Raw genomic sequence first — 18,431 nt, 5'->3', positions numbered from 1 at the left:
CCTCCTATTTTATCCTCTCCACTTTAAGGATAAGTCTATTTACTTTTACTACCCTTACTTTTTCACCCACTTCTATTGTTTCGTCAGATTCTGCCTTCCACCATTCTCCTAAAACAAACACTCTCCCCTCCTTTCCTTGCTCAATTCTATCTCTTACTTCTGCTATCTCTCCTATCAGCCCCTTTTCTCCAGTAGTTGGTTTCTTCCTCATTGCCTTAAATGCCATTGATAAAGCAAATACAAAAAATGATGCAGTAACAGCAACGACTGTAATTATTACTGGACGAGAGACTTCTAGAAATGGAATCCCCGCTCTTATAAGCATTATAGAGCCGAGAGCTAAAGAAACAGTTCCCCCTATTGCAAGTGGGCCATAGGTTGGTGTTAGTGCTTCAAGTATAAATAGACCAAATGCAAGAATAATAAGAGCTACACCTGCATAATTTACAGGTAATATTTGGAAAGCATAAAATGCAAGTATAAGTGAAATAGTACCACATACACCCGGGAAGATTGTACCCGGATGAGAAAACTCAAGTATGATACCATAGAGTCCAATTATAAGAAGTATATATGCTATATTTGGGTTTGCTAATGTAGATAAAAACCTCTCTCTAAAAGTCCACTGTATTTCCCTTATTTCCTGACCCTTAGTGTGTAAGACTTTTATCATAGATTCAAGCTTTATTTCACGTCCGTCAAGTTTATCTAAGAGTTGTGGTAAGTCGTCTGCGACAATATCAATTACATTGAGTTTTATCGCTTCTTCTGCAGTAATACTTACAGATTTACGAACCGCATCTTCAGCCCATTTCTCATTTTTACCCTTTTTCTTAGCAATTGATTTTATATAACTAACTGCATCGTTTACTACCTTATCTTCCATCTCTTTTTTCATTTCTCCACCCATCGCCACAGGATGAGCTGCCCCAATATTTGTTCCGGGTGTCATTGCAGCAATGTGACTTGAGAGTGTAACAAATACACCAGCTGAAGCACATCTTGCACCCGACGGATAAACATAGACAATTACTGGAACACGTGCATTAAGAATAGATTTGGTTATTTGTCTCATTGCTTCATCAAGTCCACCAGGAGTGTCAAGCTCAATTATCAGACACTCTGCACCATCATCCTCTGCTTGTTTAATTGCCCTTATTACATAACTTGCAGATGTAGGATGGATTATACCACTAAGTTTTGCTACATCAATATGAGTCAAAAGTAAAAGTATTAAAAAATAGCTCATTTCTTTATAATTCTTGGTGGATGTAAATATATAGGCTCTAATGAGTCAACCTGGTCAAAATCACATTTTTTTAATCTATTGAGTGCGATTGACGCAACCCACGAACCTCTCGGAAAATCAGGGTTAGGAGATACAAAATGCGCCCTACGACCGAGTTTTTCATTTATTAAATCTGAGTAAACCCGTACCCCGTCCCCTACAAATATGTGTTCACCTTCAAGCTGGTCAAAGAACTCTACTGGATTTGTTGCAAGATACGGTGTAATCCTTTTTCCATCCTTTTCATAGCTTGCAGCATAGATATCGCCCCTTTTTGCATCAATAATTGGTGTAATTCTGTATTCTGTATAAGGGACACCAACTAAGAATGCATCAAGAGTTGGAATCCCAAAAACAGGCTTATTCAACCCAATTGCAAGTCCCTTTACAGTAGCTAACCCTACCCTTAACCCAGTGAAAGAGCCGGGCCCTAAAGATACGCCAAAGCCATCTATCTGAGTAGGGTCGCCTATCCATTCTTTCATTATTCTAATGATATCCTCACTCTGTGGAGTTCCTGAATTAACAAACAAGTCAAACACCACTTTATCATCCTCCACAAGTCCTAATCCTAAAGTAAAACTTGAAGTTTCAATCCCCAAGACCAACATTTGAAATACTTATATCTCTAATATTTTCGTTTAATATTTTAAGTCTAATCTTAATATGGGGCAATGGGATAATATCTTTTGCATTTTCTGCCCACTCAATAAGACAAATTCCATCACTTTTAAGGAACTCTTGAATACCAAGACTTAAGACATCTTTTAGATTATTTACTCTATATAAGTCTACATGATATACAGGAAATTTACCTTTATATTCATGCACAAAAACAAAAGATGGACTTTTAACTTGAGTATCGCACCCAATTCCTTTCACAATTCCTTTTATAAGTACAGTCTTACCAGCTCCCAATTCACCATATAAGGCTACAATATCACCTGATTTTAATTTTTTACCTAATTTCTTACCAAATTCTATTGTCTCTTGCTCGCTATAAGATATCACATTTTAAATTTAAATATATCTTAAATTCTTGAAAAGTCAAAGAAAAAATGTACTATAGTGAAATTAGTTCTATAAATATCTATCTACTCTATCTACTACCCTCACTTCTTTTATTTTTGGTATCATTACTGCGAATGCTGTAAAACGTAGAATGCCCGATATGAGGAAAGTAAAAAGGAAAATATTCATAAGATGCAACGGTAGTTTCACTATTAAGCCACCAATTGTTGCTCCAATAAAGATGCTTATCCCATTTAAGACATTATAATAAGCAAAACATAACCCACGACGCTGTCTTGATACGGCATCATAAATAAAATTGGATGAAGCAAGTCCAAAACCAGCCCACCCACTCCCACCTATAAGTGCGGGTACAAAAATAAGATAATAAGGATTAGGAGAAATGAGCCACAAAAGTGGGGTTATACTCACAAATACACTACAAATTCTTAAAGTCACCACATTTCCAAATCTATCAGAAAATCTACCCCACAATGGTCCAGTTACAATATTAATTAAGACTGGCGTTACAGTTGCTATAAGAATAAACAGGATATAGTTAAATTTTAGGTCACGTAACATATAGGGCGTAAAAAATGGAGCTGCAACAAAAGTTGATAAATACATAAGCATAATGAATATCACAAATCTATCAAAATTGTTACCTTTCATTCTTTTAACAAATTGGGCAAAGCTAAAATAATAACTACTATCCACTTTAAGAGTGGGTTCATACTGTTTTGTCAATAGAAAGGCTGATATGAGTCTAAAAACCATTGCAAAAAAAAGAATAGGGTACCAAATCCTAAAAACAACAAATTTGACTTTTTTAAAGAATCAAGAAAAACTGCTGCCAATAGTGTTGCAGTCAGTAACACACTATTACAAATTGTGCTTCTTATACTAAAATATCTACCTCTCTTATTTTCTGGTACAAGGTCACCCATCCATGAAAGCCAAGCAGGTAATGCAAAATTTACACACGAAAGGTAAACTGTCCATAGAAAAATAATAAGTACAGGAATAAATCTTAGTCCTTTTGAGTACAAGAATATAGACCCAATCATAGGAAGCCACATCAATGCGTGAAACATTACAAATTTTGTGGTTATAGCTTTACGGCTATTTTTTTTCTATTGCTTTAGTTGCAGAGAGCTGTGAAAAAGAGCCTACTAAGTTAGGAATTGATGTCAAAATAGCGAGTTGGAAAGGAGTCGCTCCCACTGCAATTGCATACGGTGATATTATATGAATCACCTAATCCAAACATTACAGAAGCAGCAGCCTCCTCCTTTACACTTGTTTTTAGACCCGCTTTTTTAAGCCTATTATTGCTGTTATCTCCCATTTGTAAAGGATATTATACAAACAAGTATCAAAAATGCAACACAAAAAACTTGACAAATTATACTATTCTTTTTATAGTGATATAACAATGAGAGAAGGGCTCACTTTTGACGATGTACTTCTTGTTCCGAAAGAATCTTCTGTCTTACCATGCATAGTAGATGTTAGGACTAAACTTACCCGTAATATATTTCTCTCTATCCCAATAGTCTCAGCTGCTATGGACACAGTGACAGAATCAAGTATGGCAATTGCAGTAGCCAGAGAGGGTGGGATTGGTATTATTCACAAGAATTTATCCATAGAACAACAAGCTCAAGAAGTAGAGAAGGTAAAGCGGCATGAGAGTGGAATAGTTAGGTCTCCAATAACTATAGGACCTGAAGAAAAATTAGCTCGCGCCAAAGAATTAATGGAGTTATACAGTATATCTGGTTTTCCAATTGTGGACTCAAAAGGAAAACTTGTTGGAATATTGACTAAACGAGATATGGGAACTGAAAAGAATATGAACAAAAAGGTGAGTGATGTTATGACTAAATCTAATCTCATAACTGGAAAACCCGGGATTACTGAACAAGAGGCATTGCGTCTCTTAAAGCAATATAAAGTAGAAAAATTGCCTATTATAGATAAAAGACACATCTTGAAGGGACTTGTTACTCTAAAAGATTTAATGAAAAAAGAAGTATTCCCGAATGCAACCAAAGATAAACTTGGCAGATTACGTGTAGGGGCAGCAGTTGGTATTGCGAAGGATACGATTGACAGAGCAAAAGAGGTTATAAGATGTGGATGCGATGTAGTTGTAGTTGACACTGCACATGCGCATTCCAAGTCAGTGATTGAGATGACAAAAAATTTAAGGAAATTATTCCCAGATATTGAACTTGTTGTTGGCAACATAGCTACTTCTGAAGCAGCAAAAGCTATATGTGAATTAAATGTGGATGCAGTAAAGGTTGGTATAGGACCGGGCTCTATATGTACCACACGAGTAATTGCAGGAGTTGGATTACCCCAACTCACCGCTATAATTGAGTGTGCTAAAACCTCTCGTGTTCCAATAATTGCGGATGGTGGCATAAGGTATTCTGGTGATATCGTTAAGGCAATCGCTGCTGGAGCATCAACAGTTATGATTGGTAGCTTGTTTGCAGGAACTGATGAGTCACCAGGAGAAACGATATTGTTTGAGGGTAGGCAGTATAAGGAATACAGAGCTATGGGTTCTATTGGAGCAATGGAGAGAGGTTCAAGTGATAGATACTTTCAAGAAGAGGTGAAGAAATTTGTTCCTGAAGGAGTGGAGGGAAGGGTTCCATACAGAGGTTATGTTGCTGAAGTTATCTATCAACTTGTTGGAGGGTTAAAATCTGGTATGGGATATTGTGGGGCTAAAAATATCAAAGAACTTCAAACTAAGCATGAATTCATACGAATAACTCAGGCAGGCTTACGTGAATCACACCCGCACGAAATAGTTATCACAAAAGAACCGCCTAACTATTAACTTGAGATTGCTTCGCTTACGCTCGCAATGACATTGGCAAGAAAAACGATTTTTGTGATACTTTTTTTTAGCTTTTTACATTATAATTAGCTTTTTAGCTGCAGATTTTGCTCCTGCAGTTAACTTGTAAAAATAAACACCAGAATAAACACCAACAGAAATCCATTCAACTTCATAGAGACCAGGGTCTTGAGGCTTATCTATAAGCGTTTGAACAACTCTTCCTGCAAGGTCGTAGATTGTGAGTCGGACTTGTGGCTCATATCTTGGCAGTGAATAACAAATAATCGTCTTGTTTATGAATGGATTTGGTTTATTTTGTGATAGGTAAAATTTGTAAGCCACATTTTCTTCTATTCCAACTTTTGGTCCAATTTTAGTGGTAAAATTCTTTATACAGACATAGGAGCCATAATTACCTATAATTTTTAAAGCAAATCTAACCTTAGAACCCGGTGTAGCAAATTGGCTACATTTAAGTAGATATTGATTAGTAAAATTATTGGCCAAATTTCCCGGTTCAATGTTACCAAAGTAAGAACTATCATCTAAAATAGTAATGTAAGGGTCGTAACTTGTGAGTAATGCATAAGCATCACTAATGCTAGATGTTCCAGTATTTATGAGTTCAACCCTAAAATTCACTATCTCACCAGGATTTAACTCACTGTCAAGATTTCCTAATGAATCATTAATCCTAAGATTAGCTATCTGGACTGGATACCCAACTTGGATATCATCAATGTAAAAGCCTTCACCTACATCCTCTTTATCAGATATAAAACTAAACCTGACTCTAAGTTCAGAGCCAACTGGATAATTAAGTGGGTATGCTCCAATAACCCAATCGTTTCCCATATAAATACTATCTAATGCACCACCAGACCCTATAAAATCAAGTGTATCCCAGTTATTTCCATCACCAACTTCTACATAAATACCATCCACTCCATAAATTGCAACATCAAACCTGTACCAAAATGATAGCCATGAGTCATGCCCTACTACGAATTTAGGAGACAAAAGCCATGCATTCATATTATTATGATACCCTTGTGAACCGTCATCACCACACCACCATGAATGAGTTTGAGAGTGACAGTCTCTTTCCGTAATATGCCATAAGTCATCAGTACCACCGTGAGTCCAGCCACCAACCCCAGATTCAACATTGTCTGAGAATTCAGAGTACCCAATTTTGAGTAAAAAAGTGTCTGTAAATGAATAAGGACCGGTTGATAGATTTAAGACAAAATTTGTAAAGTAAGGAGATGGACATGTTTGATTTATCCTAACAGTATACAGGGCGGTGCCAGAAGAATCTGGTTTAAGACTACCAAAGTTTGCAATACTATCAAGAATTGTGATATAAGGGTTTTGGGAGTAAAGTATGCCATCTATATTTATTGCTTCTCCAGTTCCACTATTTTTTATACTAATCAATAGGTTAAAAGTATCACCTGGTTCAGGAATTGTATCTACTAAATAATATTTGTAGGTTAACACTGGTGTCTGAATCATGAGATTTAGAGTATGAGAGCCAAAATTTATAATATCTAAAGTAAATTGAATTATATGTGTGAGTATACATAAGGGGTTGACTTGGAAAACAAAATCATCTATAGCCGTATCCCCTGGAGCAATATTACCAAAATTAGCAACTGAGTCTGAAATAGTTATGTAAGGGTCATTGGTCTTCAGAATTGCAGTTACCGCATCTGCTTGTTCAGTACCAAAGTTTTTGAATGTAACTTGTAAGGTGATAGTGTCACCAGGATTTATTTCACCATTACCTCCTGAATCACTAATTCGATGTGCCCAATATCCAGGATAAGGACCAGCTGAAAATACCTGTGCTATCCCTTGATAAGGGTAATAATTATGACAAGTCACGGTCACTTTTAAACTGCCTATTGAGCTTGGATTTATATAAAAACTTGCCTCCCCAATCTCATTTGTATAAATACGGTCATAAACTTCATTTGGCTTCATGCAACACACAAGAGCACCGCGTATTGGAGTGCTCCCATTTTTGACTGCTATCCTAAAAAGACTTTCACCAATAGATATACTCTCTGGATGAGCAACTTCTAAGCTACATGGGGAATCAGTCCAAATATTAAGTTCTGGCTCACCAAGTAGATTTAGCTGATACTGGTGCCATCTATATACATCGGGTTCGCGAGAGAATGCGATATAGTCAAGTTTTGTTTTAGCAAGTATCTGCCCGATATGAGTTATGTTCTCCTTGAATATATTACGATAAAAACCTTTGTCAAATATATCTGAGTATCCATATCCGGGATTACCTGGTGAGCCCCACCCATATCTTGAGTTTACAATACAGGCAACCCCTCCGCCATTCGGATTCCTTACCCAATGTTCAGCGATACAATCATAGTCAAATGCACCTACCCAGCACCCTATAGAATACAATATTCCTTGCTTATTTCCATTTGTTAAACCATCTATATCTGAGTCCGTTAAATATCCGTTACCCACTCCCATCAAATAAATCCAGCCATGTCCAGCATGATTTAGTAGATTTTTGCCTTCATTCATTGCAGTAATGACAGAATTTGGGTTCTCATTCCCTAACGATTGGTAAAGCTTTTGTATATTAAACTCTGATGGAAATAATTCGCCAATCATATTTTTACCAATCCCTCCATCTGTGTATGGGTCGTGCCACAGAATCTCAGCAAAAAATAGGGCATTTTTTAGATAATCAGCGGGTGGATTTCTTTCATAATTTAAAACTTTGTTAACAAATACTTGAACTTGCGTAGCATTCCTTACAGGAGCTCTTCCTACAAAAACATCTGGATATAAGTCAATATTATCAGCTACTTCACCAAACACCCCATTTCCATTGGCATCCCAATCACCATCAAGGTCCGAGTAATATAGGTCAGCATAGAGACTATCCTCATTTGGCATAAATCCTGCCCCACATGTCATTGCATAAGCTATTCTTGCTGGAACTATATCTACATCACCCCCAAGTAAAACCCATACAAGCCCCGAGTCCTGTGCTGTAATAATGAAATTTCTTATCTTTTCAGCAAGGTCCCTACCATTATAATTGGCACTTATCCATTCTGTAGTTCTTATTGTAGCAGGAACACCTTTTTCTGCCTTCCAGTCTCTTAGAGGCTCAAATGCTGATTTTAATGCATCTGAGGTTATAATTAAATACTCGTAAATAGATTGGGTAAACTCATCTATTAGCTTTGTATGAGTTAGATTTGTTAAGTCATCAGAATTTACCACAACTGACTTAATAAGAGTCTCTATCTCTTTGGGTCTATTTTTTACAGTTGGTTGACTTATTGGATCAAGTTTAATACTAATATCAATCCTTCTATAAAGTTTAAGCTTCTTCTCTTTAGGAATCCACTGAACTGGATAAACAAGAAGTTCAGCAATCCTATACCCACGAATTGAGCCTTCTCCTTTAAATTCTACCAACTTATCCGGATACTCATCCACTGATTTATATACGGACAATTTAGGTTCAATAAAGTTAATAGGGGCTCGCTTTGAAAGTATTTGAGGTAATTGTGCTGGCAATATATTGTATTCGCCTGGGAGCCACTTAAAATCAGCTGACTTAACTTTAACTTCTTTTACTTTAGAATCATTTGGTAGTAAAAAATAGACAGTTTTAACAGGAAGTTGTGGTTCACTAGGTGTGTTGGTAAAGTCGCACCCTTCTAACCTTATGACGTCGTATCCTCTCACCCTATCAAATAAGATATCACTTTCCTTGAAATATATATCTTTTGTTAGCTCCCCCATGCTTAAAATGAGACCTAATAATACGCAAATCATAAATCCTCCTAGTTAAAATTACCTTTTTTTTCTACAATTGTATCTTTCCTATAATGAATATCATCTTTTTCTGGCCAGTTAATGTTAAAGTGAAGTCCCCTTGACTCCTTCCTCCACAAAGCACATTCTATAACTATTGAAGCGACTGTTGCTACATTACGGAGCTCAACTAATGGAAGAGTTAGCTTATGAGTATTATAAAGGTTTTCTATTTCAAGTTTATATTTTAGAACTTCACTTCTCGCTAATTTCAATCCATTATCATCCCTAACTATTCCAACATGGCTCCACATTATCCTCTTTATTTGGAGTAAATAATCTAAAATTATACTCGACTCGCATAGCTTTTCTGGTTGAGCAAACTTATGTAATTTTGGATACTCTACATTTTCAAGTGATTTACATGCCGCATTAGCTGCCCTATGAGCAAAAACGAGCGACTCCAATAATGAGTTTGATGCCAGCCTATTTGCACCATGGACTCCGACACACGCTGACTCACCAGCTGCATATAGGCAAGGAATATTAGTTAGCCCGCTAATATCTATGAGAATACCACCACATTCATAATGAGCAGCAGGGACAACTGGGATTGGCTCCTTTGATATGTCTATACCAAAAGAAAGACATACCTCATAAATGGTCGGAAATCTCTCCTTTATTCTTTTTTCTGGTATATGTGTGATATCAAGTAACACATATTCATCGCCACTTTCCTTAAGTTCTTTATGGATTGCCCTTGCAACTATATCCCTTGGAGCAAGTTCCTTCCTTGAATTGTATTTCTCCATAAATGAGTGCCCATCTTTAGTTTTTAATATTCCACCCTCCCCTCTTATAGCTTCAGAAAGTAATAATGCACGGTCTCCAATTCGTTTACCATAAAATGAAGTAGGATGAAACTGTACAAATTCCATATTTGCAATCTTTGCCCCAGCTCTATAAGCCATCGCTATACCATCGCCAGTAGCTATACTTGGATTAGTTGTATGTAAGTAAATTGCACCTATCCCACCAGTTGCAATAAGAGTAGCCTTTGAAAAAAATGGAAAAACATCCCCTTTCTCAACATCAAAAACCCATACACCTATGCATCTATTATTTTTTAATATTAAGTCAATGGCAAGCCAATTATCAAACAATTTTATTCCCTTATCTTTTGCTACCCTGACAAGAGTAGTCTCAATTGCTGCCCCTGTCGCATCTTTTGCATGTACAATCCTACGCTCCGAATGACCACCCTCCATTCCGAGGTCAAAATTATCATCCTTATCTTTTGTAAATTCTACTCCTAATTCTGAAAGTTCCACAACTAATCTAGGTCCCTCATTTGCCATTATACGGACAGCTTCTTTTTTACAAAGTCCATTTCCTGCATTCAATGTATCTCGGATATGTAGCTCAATAGAATCATGAGATGAGAGAGCGGCTGCTATCCCACCCTGTGCATAATTTGTGTTTGTCTCAGTACTTTCTTTCTTTGTGATAACAGCTGTATCTCCGTAAGCCGAAACCTTAATTGCAAACGTAAGCCCTGCTATACCACTCCCTATAACTAAGAAATCTGTCTCCACCTAATCAGCTTGAGGTGCTACCTCTTGAGGTCTAATCTCTTTCAATTTTTCTATAAAATAATCAAGTTCATCGCGTGTTCTTTTCTCTGTCACTGCTACAAGAAGTTCATGTGTATGCTGTTTGAAAAGCCTTGAAATTGGGAATCCAGCAAAAATATGGTCCTTGATTAATGCTTGAACAATCTCCTCTGCTGAAACCGGTGTTTGAACCAAAAATTCATTGAAGAATGGTGCATCATAAACTAAACTAAACCCTGTAATTTTCTTTATTCTTTCTGCTAAATAATGTGCTTTCGCATAACAAAGTTCACCAACTTCCTTCATTCCTTGCGGTCCCATAATTGTAAGATAAACACAGGCAGCAATAGCACATAGTCCTTCATTTGTACATATATTTGATGTTGCTTTCTCTCGTCTTATGTGTTGCTCACGTGTCTGTAGTGTCATCACAAAACCTTGCCTTCCTTCTATATCCTGTGTTCTTCCGATTATCCTACCCGGCATTTGTCTTATAAATTCTTTACGTGCGGCAAGAATTCCAAGCCCAGGACCACCTAAAGATTGACGAATTCCAAGAGACTGACCCTCAGCTACAACAATGTCTGCACCCCAATCCCCTGGTAGCGATAGTACTCCAAGTGAAATTGGAAGTGGTATTCCTATGTAAAGTGAGTTTCTTAAATGAACTAAATGCCCTATCTCATTCACTGGCTCAAGTATTCCAAAGAAATTTGGATGCTGAATTACAACACAAGCTATACTGTCGGATAGCATATTTTTGAGAATAGATACATCAGTTCTACCATTATTAAGTGGGATATGTATTACCCTATTACTACCGAGATAGGTCTTAACACACTGTATATAGGATGGGTTGACAGAATCTGAGATTAATACTTTTTCTCTCCCTTTTATTGAACTCGCCATATGGCAAGCTTCAGCAAGAGCAGAGCCACCGTCGTACATTGATGCATTTGCAACATCCATCCCCGTGAGTTCACAAATCATTGACTGATACTCATAAATTATCTGAAGTGTCCCTTGTGAGGCTTCAGCTTGGTATGGTGTATAGGCAGTATAAAATTCGGGTCTTGAGATGACATAATCAACAGCCGCAGGTATATAGTGGTCGTAGCACCCAGCACCTAAAAATGAAATACAATCTTCAGTTGTAAGATTCATTTTTGAAATTCTTTGCATTAACTTATTGATTTCAAACTCTGATAAAGAGGGTGGGAGATTTAGAGGCTCTTTAAGTCTTAAGTGTTCAGGAATAGGAGAGAGTAGTTCATCAAAGTTTTTCACCCCTATTTTATGAAGCATTTTCTTCCTATCTTCATCTGTATTAGGAATGAAGGGCATTCTTAACTCCTGTACACCTTTTTGTCATTCTTTCTGAGCGATAGCAAAGAATCTCGTGAGAGACTCTTCACTTCGTTCAGAGTAAAGTTTTCTTATAAGCTTCAGCTGTTAAAAGGGTATCTAACTCACTTGGGTTAGAGATTTTTATCTTCACCATCCAACCCTCACCATAAGGGTCCTGATTTACAAGATTAGGCGATTTAGCAAGTCCCTCGTTTACATCTATAATCTCACCTGATACAGGTGCATAGATGTCAGAAACAGCTTTAACTGCCTCTATGGTTCCTATTGGTCTACCTTTGTCAACAAAAGTACCTATTTTATAAAGATTAACAAAGACAACATCAGATAGTTCTGATTGTGCATAATCTGTTATCCCACAAGTCACAATATCACCTTCAATTTTAACCCATTCGTGTGTTTTGGTATATTTTAAGTCTTCCAGAATGTCCATACCATCACCCCCTTCACTCTATAAAATTCATCCGTTTATATACTTTACGGACGAGTTCGACATCAGCTATACAGTAGTCATATATAGCTTGAAGTTTACCTGCTTTATAATAATCGTAAACCTTACTCCCATTGAGAACACTCTTTGATGATTGTAGTCCAAGTATTCTTGCAAGTTGGTCAAGCTTTATATAGCCGTGCCACTTCTCCCACTCTTGCATTGTATCGTAAACAAAGTCACTCCGATACCTTGCAAAACTTATGTCAATACTTGGCTTAATCTTATGAATTATAGACCTTTTCCATATAAATTTGAGGTCAAAATCAAGTATATTATGACCAATGAGTTTATCAGCATTTTTAGCAACTTCCCAAAATTTTTGTAAAATATCACGCTCATCACCCTTGATAACAGCTTTATCCTCACTAACTGGTTGTTCTTTTATATATCCGATACAAAGAATACTACCAAAATTGCCATTTAGAGCGGTATCACGATATAACTTTTTTACCTCATTTTCTTTCCATCTACTTATCTCCCACATAGTTACGAGATCTTTAGGTGGTACAATATTTTGTACTATTTCTTCTTTTAATCTCTCAGGTCCAGGAATTGTCTCAATATCAATATAAAGTCTAATCATTTAAACAAATATACTGTAGAATTACTAAAAGTCAAGAAAATTACTTGCACTCTTGTTAACTTTAAAATATAATAATACCATGGTTAAAAGAAAAGACGGCAGAAAACCTAACGAATTAAGAACAGTTAAAATAGAGAAAGATTACTTAAAAGAGCCTGAAGGTTCTTGCCTCATTGAGCTTGGTGGAACTAAAATTGTATGCTCAGCTACAGTAGAAGAAAGGGTTCCTCATTTTTTAAAGGATAAAAAAACAGGCTGGCTCACCGCTGAATATGGGATGCTTCCAAGGAGTTCTAAAGAGCGTATTCCAAGAGATAAAGCATCTGGTAGGATTTACGAGATTCAACGGCTTATAGGGAGGGTATTTCGGAGTGTATCAAACCTTGATGACATAGCTGGTTTTACAATCACAGTAGACTGTGATGTCATACAAGCAGATGGTGGGACACGCACTGCAAGCATAACTGGTGACTATATTGCCCTTTATGATGCAATCCAATATATGTTAGAACATGGCTTAATTGAGCATTCACCAATCCGTGAAGCAGTAGCTGCAGTATCAGTTGGTATAGTTGATGGAACTCCAATACTTGACCTAACTTATGATGAAGATTATATTGCTGAAGTAGACATGAATATTGCTATGTCGGAGAGCTTAAAGTGTATTGAAATCCAGGGAACCGGTGAAAAGAGGCCGTTCACAATGGGAGAACTTGAAAATTTAATTAAGCTTGCGGAACATGGAATAAAACAGTTAATAGAAGCACAGAAGAAAGCACTCTTCTTAAAACTATAATGAGGCTTGTAGTTCTTTATCCTATACTATAAAATTATGACTATTTCTTATCACGTTCCAGAATAAAAGTAATTGCAACTTAATTAATTTTTAAAGTATATTTAAATTTATGACTTTATTTTCAAGGGTAGTAAAACCGAAGGAAAAAATAAGGCTTGATAAATACTTATACAAGGCTGGTCTTGGTATATCAAGGTCACAAATTCAGAGACTGATTGAAGACGGCAAAGTGCTTATAAATGATAAACCAGCCAAATCGCATACTCCACTTAAAGCAGGAGATAAGGTTATTGTAAGTTATGAAAAACCTGAAAGATTCATAGTTGAGCCCGAAAACATACCTATTGATATTATATACGAGGACCAGCACTTAATTGTTGTTAACAAACCACCCGGTATGGTAACACATCCGGCACCCGGTAATTTGCGTGGTACACTTGTAAACGCATTACTTTATCACTGTCAACTTTCATGGCAAACTGACCGTACAAGACCAGGTGTATTACATCGGCTTGATAAAGATACATCAGGTTTACTTGTTTTTGCAAAGTCTGACTCTGCTTTACTTAAACTTACCCGCCAAGTGGAGACTCACAGACTTAAGCGTAAATATCTTGCTTTTGTATGGGGTAAAATTGAGCGTAATGAGGGGACAATTGATGCTCCCATAGGGAGACATACTATAGAACGTAAGAGAATGGCAGTGACACCACTAGCATCAAGGAGTGCAGTTACACATTTTAAGGTTATTAAAAGATTTACATACATAACTGAGATTGAAGTTGAATTAGAGACTGGTAGGACGCATCAGATAAGAGTGCATTTAGCTCATCTAAATCATCCGATTGTGGGTGACCCAACTTATGGTGGTAGAAAGAGATTACCTGAAGTCCCAATTGATGAGTTCAATGATATTATGCAAGTAATGTCACGCCAAGCCCTGCATGCTATATATTTGAGGTTTGAGCATCCTATATATAAAAGAGAGGTGGAATTTGAAGCAGATTTACCCGAGGATATACAAAACTTGCTTACCTACCTCTCAAATAAAAAGTTTTTAACCGCAGATGAATATAGATAGATATGAGAAACCCTAAATCCGAAATCCTAAATTCTAAACAATATCTAAATCACAATTTCCCAAATCTTAAACTTGTTTGGAACACTGAAATTTAGAATTTGGAATTTGTTTAGGATTTAGAATTTTTACATTTTAATATGTAATTTTGATATTTGATTTTTAATTTTTGATATTACAATGATAGGTACTTTCCATATTCATACTTCCTATTCTTTTGATGCCAATATCCCTCCGGCCAGAATAGTAGGACACATCCAAAAACTGGGGCTTGATTTTGCTGCTATTACCGACCATGGGACTATAAAAGGGGCACTGGAGGCAAATAAAATTGGTAAGGTAAACATAATAGTAGGTGCTGAATACTATACTGATGAGGGTGACATTATAGGGCTATTTTTAAAAAATGAAGTTATTTCAAAGAGTAGCAAAAAAGTAATACAAGAAATTAAAAATCAGGGTGGCCTTGTAGTTTTACCTCATCCTTACAGGGAACATAAATTGGATAATGAACTAATTGAAGCCGTAGATATAATAGAGGTTTATAATTCAAGATGTACTAATGGCGAAAACCGAATGGCAATGGCACTTGCCAAAGAATACAATAAACCTGTAATTGTAGGCTCTGATGCCCACTTTTTAAGAGAGATTGGATTGACTAAAATGAGTTTTAATGACTATAATATTAAGTCAGCTCTTCTTAATGGAAATGGAAACATACTAACTACAGAAAGAAGCCCTCTATATAATAGAATATTTACTGGACTTATAAACCTTTACAAAAGATGGGTGTAATGGCTTAGAGTTTTTCTAAAACCTCCCATTTTATTACGAAAGACACAAAATATTAACAGTGATTTTAAGAGATTGAAAGAGAGTCATCATTTTTATCTCTTAAACTCTCTTCCAATCTCTGTTAACTCCAAACGAATACTTCATCCAACTTAATTTACAACTCTTTTAATCTTATGTTCCCTTCGTGTTTTTGTGTTTTCCTGTCTGCTGACAGGCAAGATACGATTTTCGTGATAATATAGTTTTTGTTCTCCATTTTAGAAATACTTACCTATTATAGACGGGTATAATATCTTCTATGGCTCAAATCTCTTTTAAAAGTTTTTGTATTATATCAAGTGGTGTCACTCCTTCAGCTTCAGCATTAAAGTTGGTGATAATACGATGCCTAAGGACTGGTGTTACAACATATCGTACATCATCTATTGATGGCGTGTACCTACCTTCAAGAATTGCCTTTGCTTTTGCACCAAGAATTAGATACTGAGATGCTCTTGGACTTGCACCCCAAGCTACCCAGTCATTTATATATTTTGGTGAACTTGAATCCTTACTCGGTCTTGTAAGGCTCGCAAACCTTACTACATCACGAATTAAATTCTGTGCTACAGGGACTCTTCTGACCAACGATTGTAGTTCTAGTATTTCTTTGACTGTGAGCACCCTATTTATTTCTGGAACATAAGCAGAAGTGGTAGTTTCTACAATCTTTTCCTCCTCTTCTTGTGATGGATAGTAGATTCCTACCTCAAGCATAAATCTATCAAGCTGTGCCTCAGGTAGCGGATAAGTTCCTTCCTGCTCAATTGGGTTCTGTGTAGCAAGTACAAAGAATGGACGCTCAAGTTCATAGGTTACTCCAGAAGCTGTAACTTTGTATTCTTGCATTGCTTGAAGAAGGGCTGATTGCGTCTTTGGTGGGGTACGGTTTATCTCATCAGCAAGAATTACATTTGCAAATATTGGACCATTTATAAATCTAAATTTCCTCCTCCCAGTAGATATATCTTCCTCAATTATATCTGTTCCTGTAATATCTGATGGCATAAGGTCGGGTGTAAACTGGATGCGATTAAAAGACAGAGAGAGTGCATTTGCGAGTGTATTTACAATCAAAGTCTTAGCAAGCCCTGGCACACCTATCAGAATACAATGCCCCTGAGCAAGCAATGCAATTAGAAGCTGGTTTAATACATCATCCTGACCTACAATTACCTTCCTTATTTCTTTTAATAACCTATCTTTTGCCTCTTTAAGCTTTTCTATGGCTTCAATATCATCCATAATTTAATTATTATAAGCTATTTACAAAATTTGTCAAGCCAAATTAGTGCACCTCTATTTCATTAACTTTGCCTAAGGAAGTAAGTAAATCTCTAATTTTATCCGCATCTCCTACAACAAGAATTATCATATCTTCTGGATGAATATACTCGTTTACGACTCTCAAAATATTGTCTTTAGTCACAGATTCAATTTGCTCTTTTAGTTGATTAATGAAATCTCTTGGATAACCGTAATAGTCGTAAGTCATTATTCTCTGTAAAATTCTTTCTTTTGTATCAAAGTTAAACACAAATGAGTTAAGGTAGCTATTCTTAGCCTGCCTTAATTCTTCATCAGTTACTTTTTCTTCACTTATCTTCTTTACTTCATTCTTGATATCTTCCACAACTTCAACAGTATTTTTTGCCTCAGTTTGCACTCCTAAATAAAAAATGCCAGGATGGTCATACTCAGAGTTATACCTTCCAAAGATAAGGTAGGCTAGCCCTTTGGCTTCGCGTATATTCTTGTACAAACGGCCAGTAAAACCGCCACCTAAGATTTCATTCATCACTGTAAGAGCAGGGATATCGGGATTACTCATAATCCCACCAATATGACCCATAAGGATTGTTGTTTGTTTAAGGCCGGCTTTGTCAACCAGGTTTACAGAAGAGTGGTAATGATAGGTCACTTCTGGAATAGTGTAGGATTCTATCTCTTTTTTATCCCAATTTCCAAAAGCTTCTTTAAGCTTTTTTCTCATCTTCTTTGAATTGAAATCGCCAATAATTCCTAATTTTATGTTATTAGGGTAGAAATATTTCTTGTAAAAAGCTATAATATCATCTCTACTTATATTGTTTATGGTAGAGTCCTCAATAGTCCTTGCATAGGGGCTATCTTTTCCATATATAAGTTTTCTATATTCTCTTATTGCAATATTAAACGGGTCATCATTACACCTCGCTATTTCTGTCTTTAATATAACTTTAGCTAACTCAATCTTATCTTCAGTAAATGTTGGATACCTTATAATATCAACAAATATAGGTAGTATCTCATCAAAGTGTTCTTTTAAGACCCAAAGCTCTACTTCACCATAATCGGTACCTATTGAGCTTTCAATAGTAGCACCTACAGATTCTAATTTTTCGTCAATCTCATCTGATAAAAAATTCTTTGTCCCCCCTGTTCTCATTACTAATCCAGTTAGGCGAGCAAGTCCTACTTTATTGGATGGGTCGAACAGAGAGCGAACTCCAACCATTGCATAAATTTTTATAATAGGTAAAGAATGGTCCTCAACCATATATAGAGCCATACCATTTAATAACTTTTCTTCCTTAATTTTAGGAATCTTAATCTCGTGTAAAGCAGGGAATGTCAATTTCTTGTAAGACTTTTGTGCAAACAAAAGACTTGTAAATAACACTACGAGAATCGTAACAAATTTTATACTCCTCACTT

General features: G+C 36.3%; 17 protein-coding genes. 4 read left to right on the top strand and 13 right to left on the bottom strand.

Annotation, left to right across the window (positions count from 1 at the left end; genetic code table 11):
* Positions 1 to 4: 4 nt before the first annotated feature.
* From QMD71_01870 to QMD71_01845, 6 genes are all read right to left on the bottom strand, one after another.
* A complete protein-coding gene (locus tag QMD71_01870; GenBank protein ID MDI6839597.1) occupies positions 5 to 1,249 on the bottom strand; it encodes a nodulation protein NfeD in 1,245 nt (414 codons plus the stop codon).
* Complete coding sequence (tsaB, locus tag QMD71_01865) at positions 1,246 to 1,899, bottom strand: tRNA (adenosine(37)-N6)-threonylcarbamoyltransferase complex dimerization subunit type 1 TsaB (protein MDI6839596.1); 654 nt, start codon at positions 1,897 to 1,899, stop codon at positions 1,246 to 1,248. Before tsaB ends, QMD71_01870 begins: the two co-directional genes overlap by 4 nt.
* Positions 1,880 to 2,299: a tRNA (adenosine(37)-N6)-threonylcarbamoyltransferase complex ATPase subunit type 1 TsaE gene (tsaE, locus tag QMD71_01860; protein MDI6839595.1), complete on the bottom strand. Its 420-nt coding sequence runs from the start codon at positions 2,297 to 2,299 to the stop codon at positions 1,880 to 1,882. The genes tsaB and tsaE overlap by 20 nt, the downstream gene beginning before the upstream one ends.
* Before the next feature lie 69 nt (positions 2,300 to 2,368).
* Positions 2,369 to 3,046, bottom strand: coding sequence for an MFS transporter (locus QMD71_01855; protein ID MDI6839594.1), 678 nt, complete (start codon positions 3,044 to 3,046; stop codon positions 2,369 to 2,371).
* Positions 3,043 to 3,393, bottom strand: coding sequence for a hypothetical protein (locus QMD71_01850; protein MDI6839593.1), 351 nt, complete (start codon positions 3,391 to 3,393; stop codon positions 3,043 to 3,045). The genes QMD71_01855 and QMD71_01850 overlap by 4 nt, the downstream gene beginning before the upstream one ends.
* Positions 3,394 to 3,476: 83 nt before the next feature.
* A complete protein-coding gene (locus tag QMD71_01845; protein MDI6839592.1) occupies positions 3,477 to 3,647 on the bottom strand; it encodes a hypothetical protein in 171 nt (56 codons plus the stop codon).
* A gap of 87 nt (positions 3,648 to 3,734) precedes the next feature.
* Between QMD71_01845 and guaB the strand changes: the two genes are divergently transcribed.
* The gene (guaB, locus tag QMD71_01840; GenBank protein ID MDI6839591.1) at positions 3,735 to 5,159 is read left to right on the top strand and encodes an IMP dehydrogenase; all 1,425 of its coding nucleotides are present in this window, start codon (positions 3,735 to 3,737) and stop codon (positions 5,157 to 5,159) included.
* A 75-nt stretch (positions 5,160 to 5,234) separates the two neighbouring features.
* Here the strand turns inward: guaB and QMD71_01835 are convergent, their stop codons facing one another.
* The 5 genes from QMD71_01835 to QMD71_01815 all read right to left on the bottom strand — a co-directional run bounded on the left by QMD71_01835 (position 5,235) and on the right by QMD71_01815 (position 13,026).
* Positions 5,235 to 8,993 carry a C25 family cysteine peptidase gene (locus tag QMD71_01835; GenBank protein MDI6839590.1) on the bottom strand — a complete coding sequence of 1,253 codons (3,759 nt, stop codon included), beginning with the start codon at positions 8,991 to 8,993 and terminating at the stop codon, positions 5,235 to 5,237.
* An 8-nt stretch (positions 8,994 to 9,001) separates the two neighbouring features.
* Positions 9,002 to 10,567 (bottom strand): L-aspartate oxidase, encoded by a 1,566-nt coding sequence (nadB, locus tag QMD71_01830; GenBank protein ID MDI6839589.1) that lies wholly within the window; start codon positions 10,565 to 10,567, stop codon positions 9,002 to 9,004.
* Complete coding sequence (gene gcvPA, locus QMD71_01825; protein ID MDI6839588.1) at positions 10,568 to 11,929, bottom strand: aminomethyl-transferring glycine dehydrogenase subunit GcvPA; 1,362 nt, start codon at positions 11,927 to 11,929, stop codon at positions 10,568 to 10,570.
* A 76-nt stretch (positions 11,930 to 12,005) separates the two neighbouring features.
* Positions 12,006 to 12,383, bottom strand: coding sequence for a glycine cleavage system protein GcvH (gene gcvH, locus QMD71_01820; protein ID MDI6839587.1), 378 nt, complete (start codon positions 12,381 to 12,383; stop codon positions 12,006 to 12,008).
* Between the two features lie 13 nt (positions 12,384 to 12,396).
* Positions 12,397 to 13,026 carry a ribonuclease H-like domain-containing protein gene (locus tag QMD71_01815; protein ID MDI6839586.1) on the bottom strand — a complete coding sequence of 210 codons (630 nt, stop codon included), beginning with the start codon at positions 13,024 to 13,026 and terminating at the stop codon, positions 12,397 to 12,399.
* Between the two features lie 79 nt (positions 13,027 to 13,105).
* On the opposite strand from QMD71_01815, the gene rph reads away from it, so the two are divergent.
* From rph to QMD71_01800, 3 genes are all read left to right on the top strand, one after another.
* Positions 13,106 to 13,822: a ribonuclease PH gene (gene rph / locus QMD71_01810; GenBank protein ID MDI6839585.1), complete on the top strand. Its 717-nt coding sequence runs from the start codon at positions 13,106 to 13,108 to the stop codon at positions 13,820 to 13,822.
* 109 nt (positions 13,823 to 13,931) lie between these two features.
* A complete protein-coding gene (locus QMD71_01805) occupies positions 13,932 to 14,903 on the top strand; it encodes an RluA family pseudouridine synthase (protein MDI6839584.1) in 972 nt (323 codons plus the stop codon).
* A gap of 177 nt (positions 14,904 to 15,080) precedes the next feature.
* The gene (locus QMD71_01800) at positions 15,081 to 15,695 is read left to right on the top strand and encodes a PHP domain-containing protein (protein MDI6839583.1); all 615 of its coding nucleotides are present in this window, start codon (positions 15,081 to 15,083) and stop codon (positions 15,693 to 15,695) included.
* A 303-nt stretch (positions 15,696 to 15,998) separates the two neighbouring features.
* On the opposite strand, the gene QMD71_01795 is transcribed toward QMD71_01800, so the two are convergent.
* Positions 15,999 to 16,979: a MoxR family ATPase gene (locus QMD71_01795; protein ID MDI6839582.1), complete on the bottom strand. Its 981-nt coding sequence runs from the start codon at positions 16,977 to 16,979 to the stop codon at positions 15,999 to 16,001.
* Positions 16,980 to 17,022: 43 nt separating this feature from the next.
* Positions 17,023 to 18,429 (bottom strand): pitrilysin family protein, encoded by a 1,407-nt coding sequence (locus QMD71_01790; protein MDI6839581.1) that lies wholly within the window; start codon positions 18,427 to 18,429, stop codon positions 17,023 to 17,025.
* Positions 18,430 to 18,431 lie beyond the last annotated feature (2 nt).

The organism is bacterium (assembly GCA_030018315.1).
In the GTDB taxonomy this organism is placed as follows: Bacteria; Hydrothermota; UBA3073; order JACQXS01; family JAGMCI01; genus JASEGA01.
Note: the sequence above shows the minus strand (reverse complement) of the source record. Positions and strands in the feature narration are given on the sequence as shown.

Bases quoted from the DNA above. Each gene is read 5' to 3' on its own strand.
- tsaB (MDI6839596.1), bottom strand. From the start codon at position 1,899: ATGTTGGTCTTGGGGATTGAAACTTCAAGTTTTACTTTAGGATTAGGA.
- gcvH (MDI6839587.1), bottom strand. From the start codon at position 12,383: ATGGACATTCTGGAAGACTTAAAATATACCAAAACACACGAATGGGTT.
- QMD71_01845 (MDI6839592.1), bottom strand. From the start codon at position 3,647: ATGGGAGATAACAGCAATAATAGGCTTAAAAAAGCGGGTCTAAAAACA.
- gcvPA (MDI6839588.1), bottom strand. From the start codon at position 11,929: ATGCCCTTCATTCCTAATACAGATGAAGATAGGAAGAAAATGCTTCAT.
- QMD71_01815 (MDI6839586.1), bottom strand. From the start codon at position 13,026: ATGATTAGACTTTATATTGATATTGAGACAATTCCTGGACCTGAGAGA.
- QMD71_01795 (MDI6839582.1), bottom strand. From the start codon at position 16,979: ATGGATGATATTGAAGCCATAGAAAAGCTTAAAGAGGCAAAAGATAGG.
- QMD71_01850 (MDI6839593.1), bottom strand. From the start codon at position 3,393: ATGTTTCACGCATTGATGTGGCTTCCTATGATTGGGTCTATATTCTTG.
- rph (MDI6839585.1), top strand. From the start codon at position 13,106: ATGGTTAAAAGAAAAGACGGCAGAAAACCTAACGAATTAAGAACAGTT.
- QMD71_01835 (MDI6839590.1), bottom strand. From the start codon at position 8,993: ATGATTTGCGTATTATTAGGTCTCATTTTAAGCATGGGGGAGCTAACA.
- QMD71_01870 (MDI6839597.1), bottom strand. From the start codon at position 1,249: ATGAGCTATTTTTTAATACTTTTACTTTTGACTCATATTGATGTAGCA.
- QMD71_01805 (MDI6839584.1), top strand. From the start codon at position 13,932: ATGACTTTATTTTCAAGGGTAGTAAAACCGAAGGAAAAAATAAGGCTT.
- guaB (MDI6839591.1), top strand. From the start codon at position 3,735: ATGAGAGAAGGGCTCACTTTTGACGATGTACTTCTTGTTCCGAAAGAA.
- QMD71_01800 (MDI6839583.1), top strand. From the start codon at position 15,081: ATGATAGGTACTTTCCATATTCATACTTCCTATTCTTTTGATGCCAAT.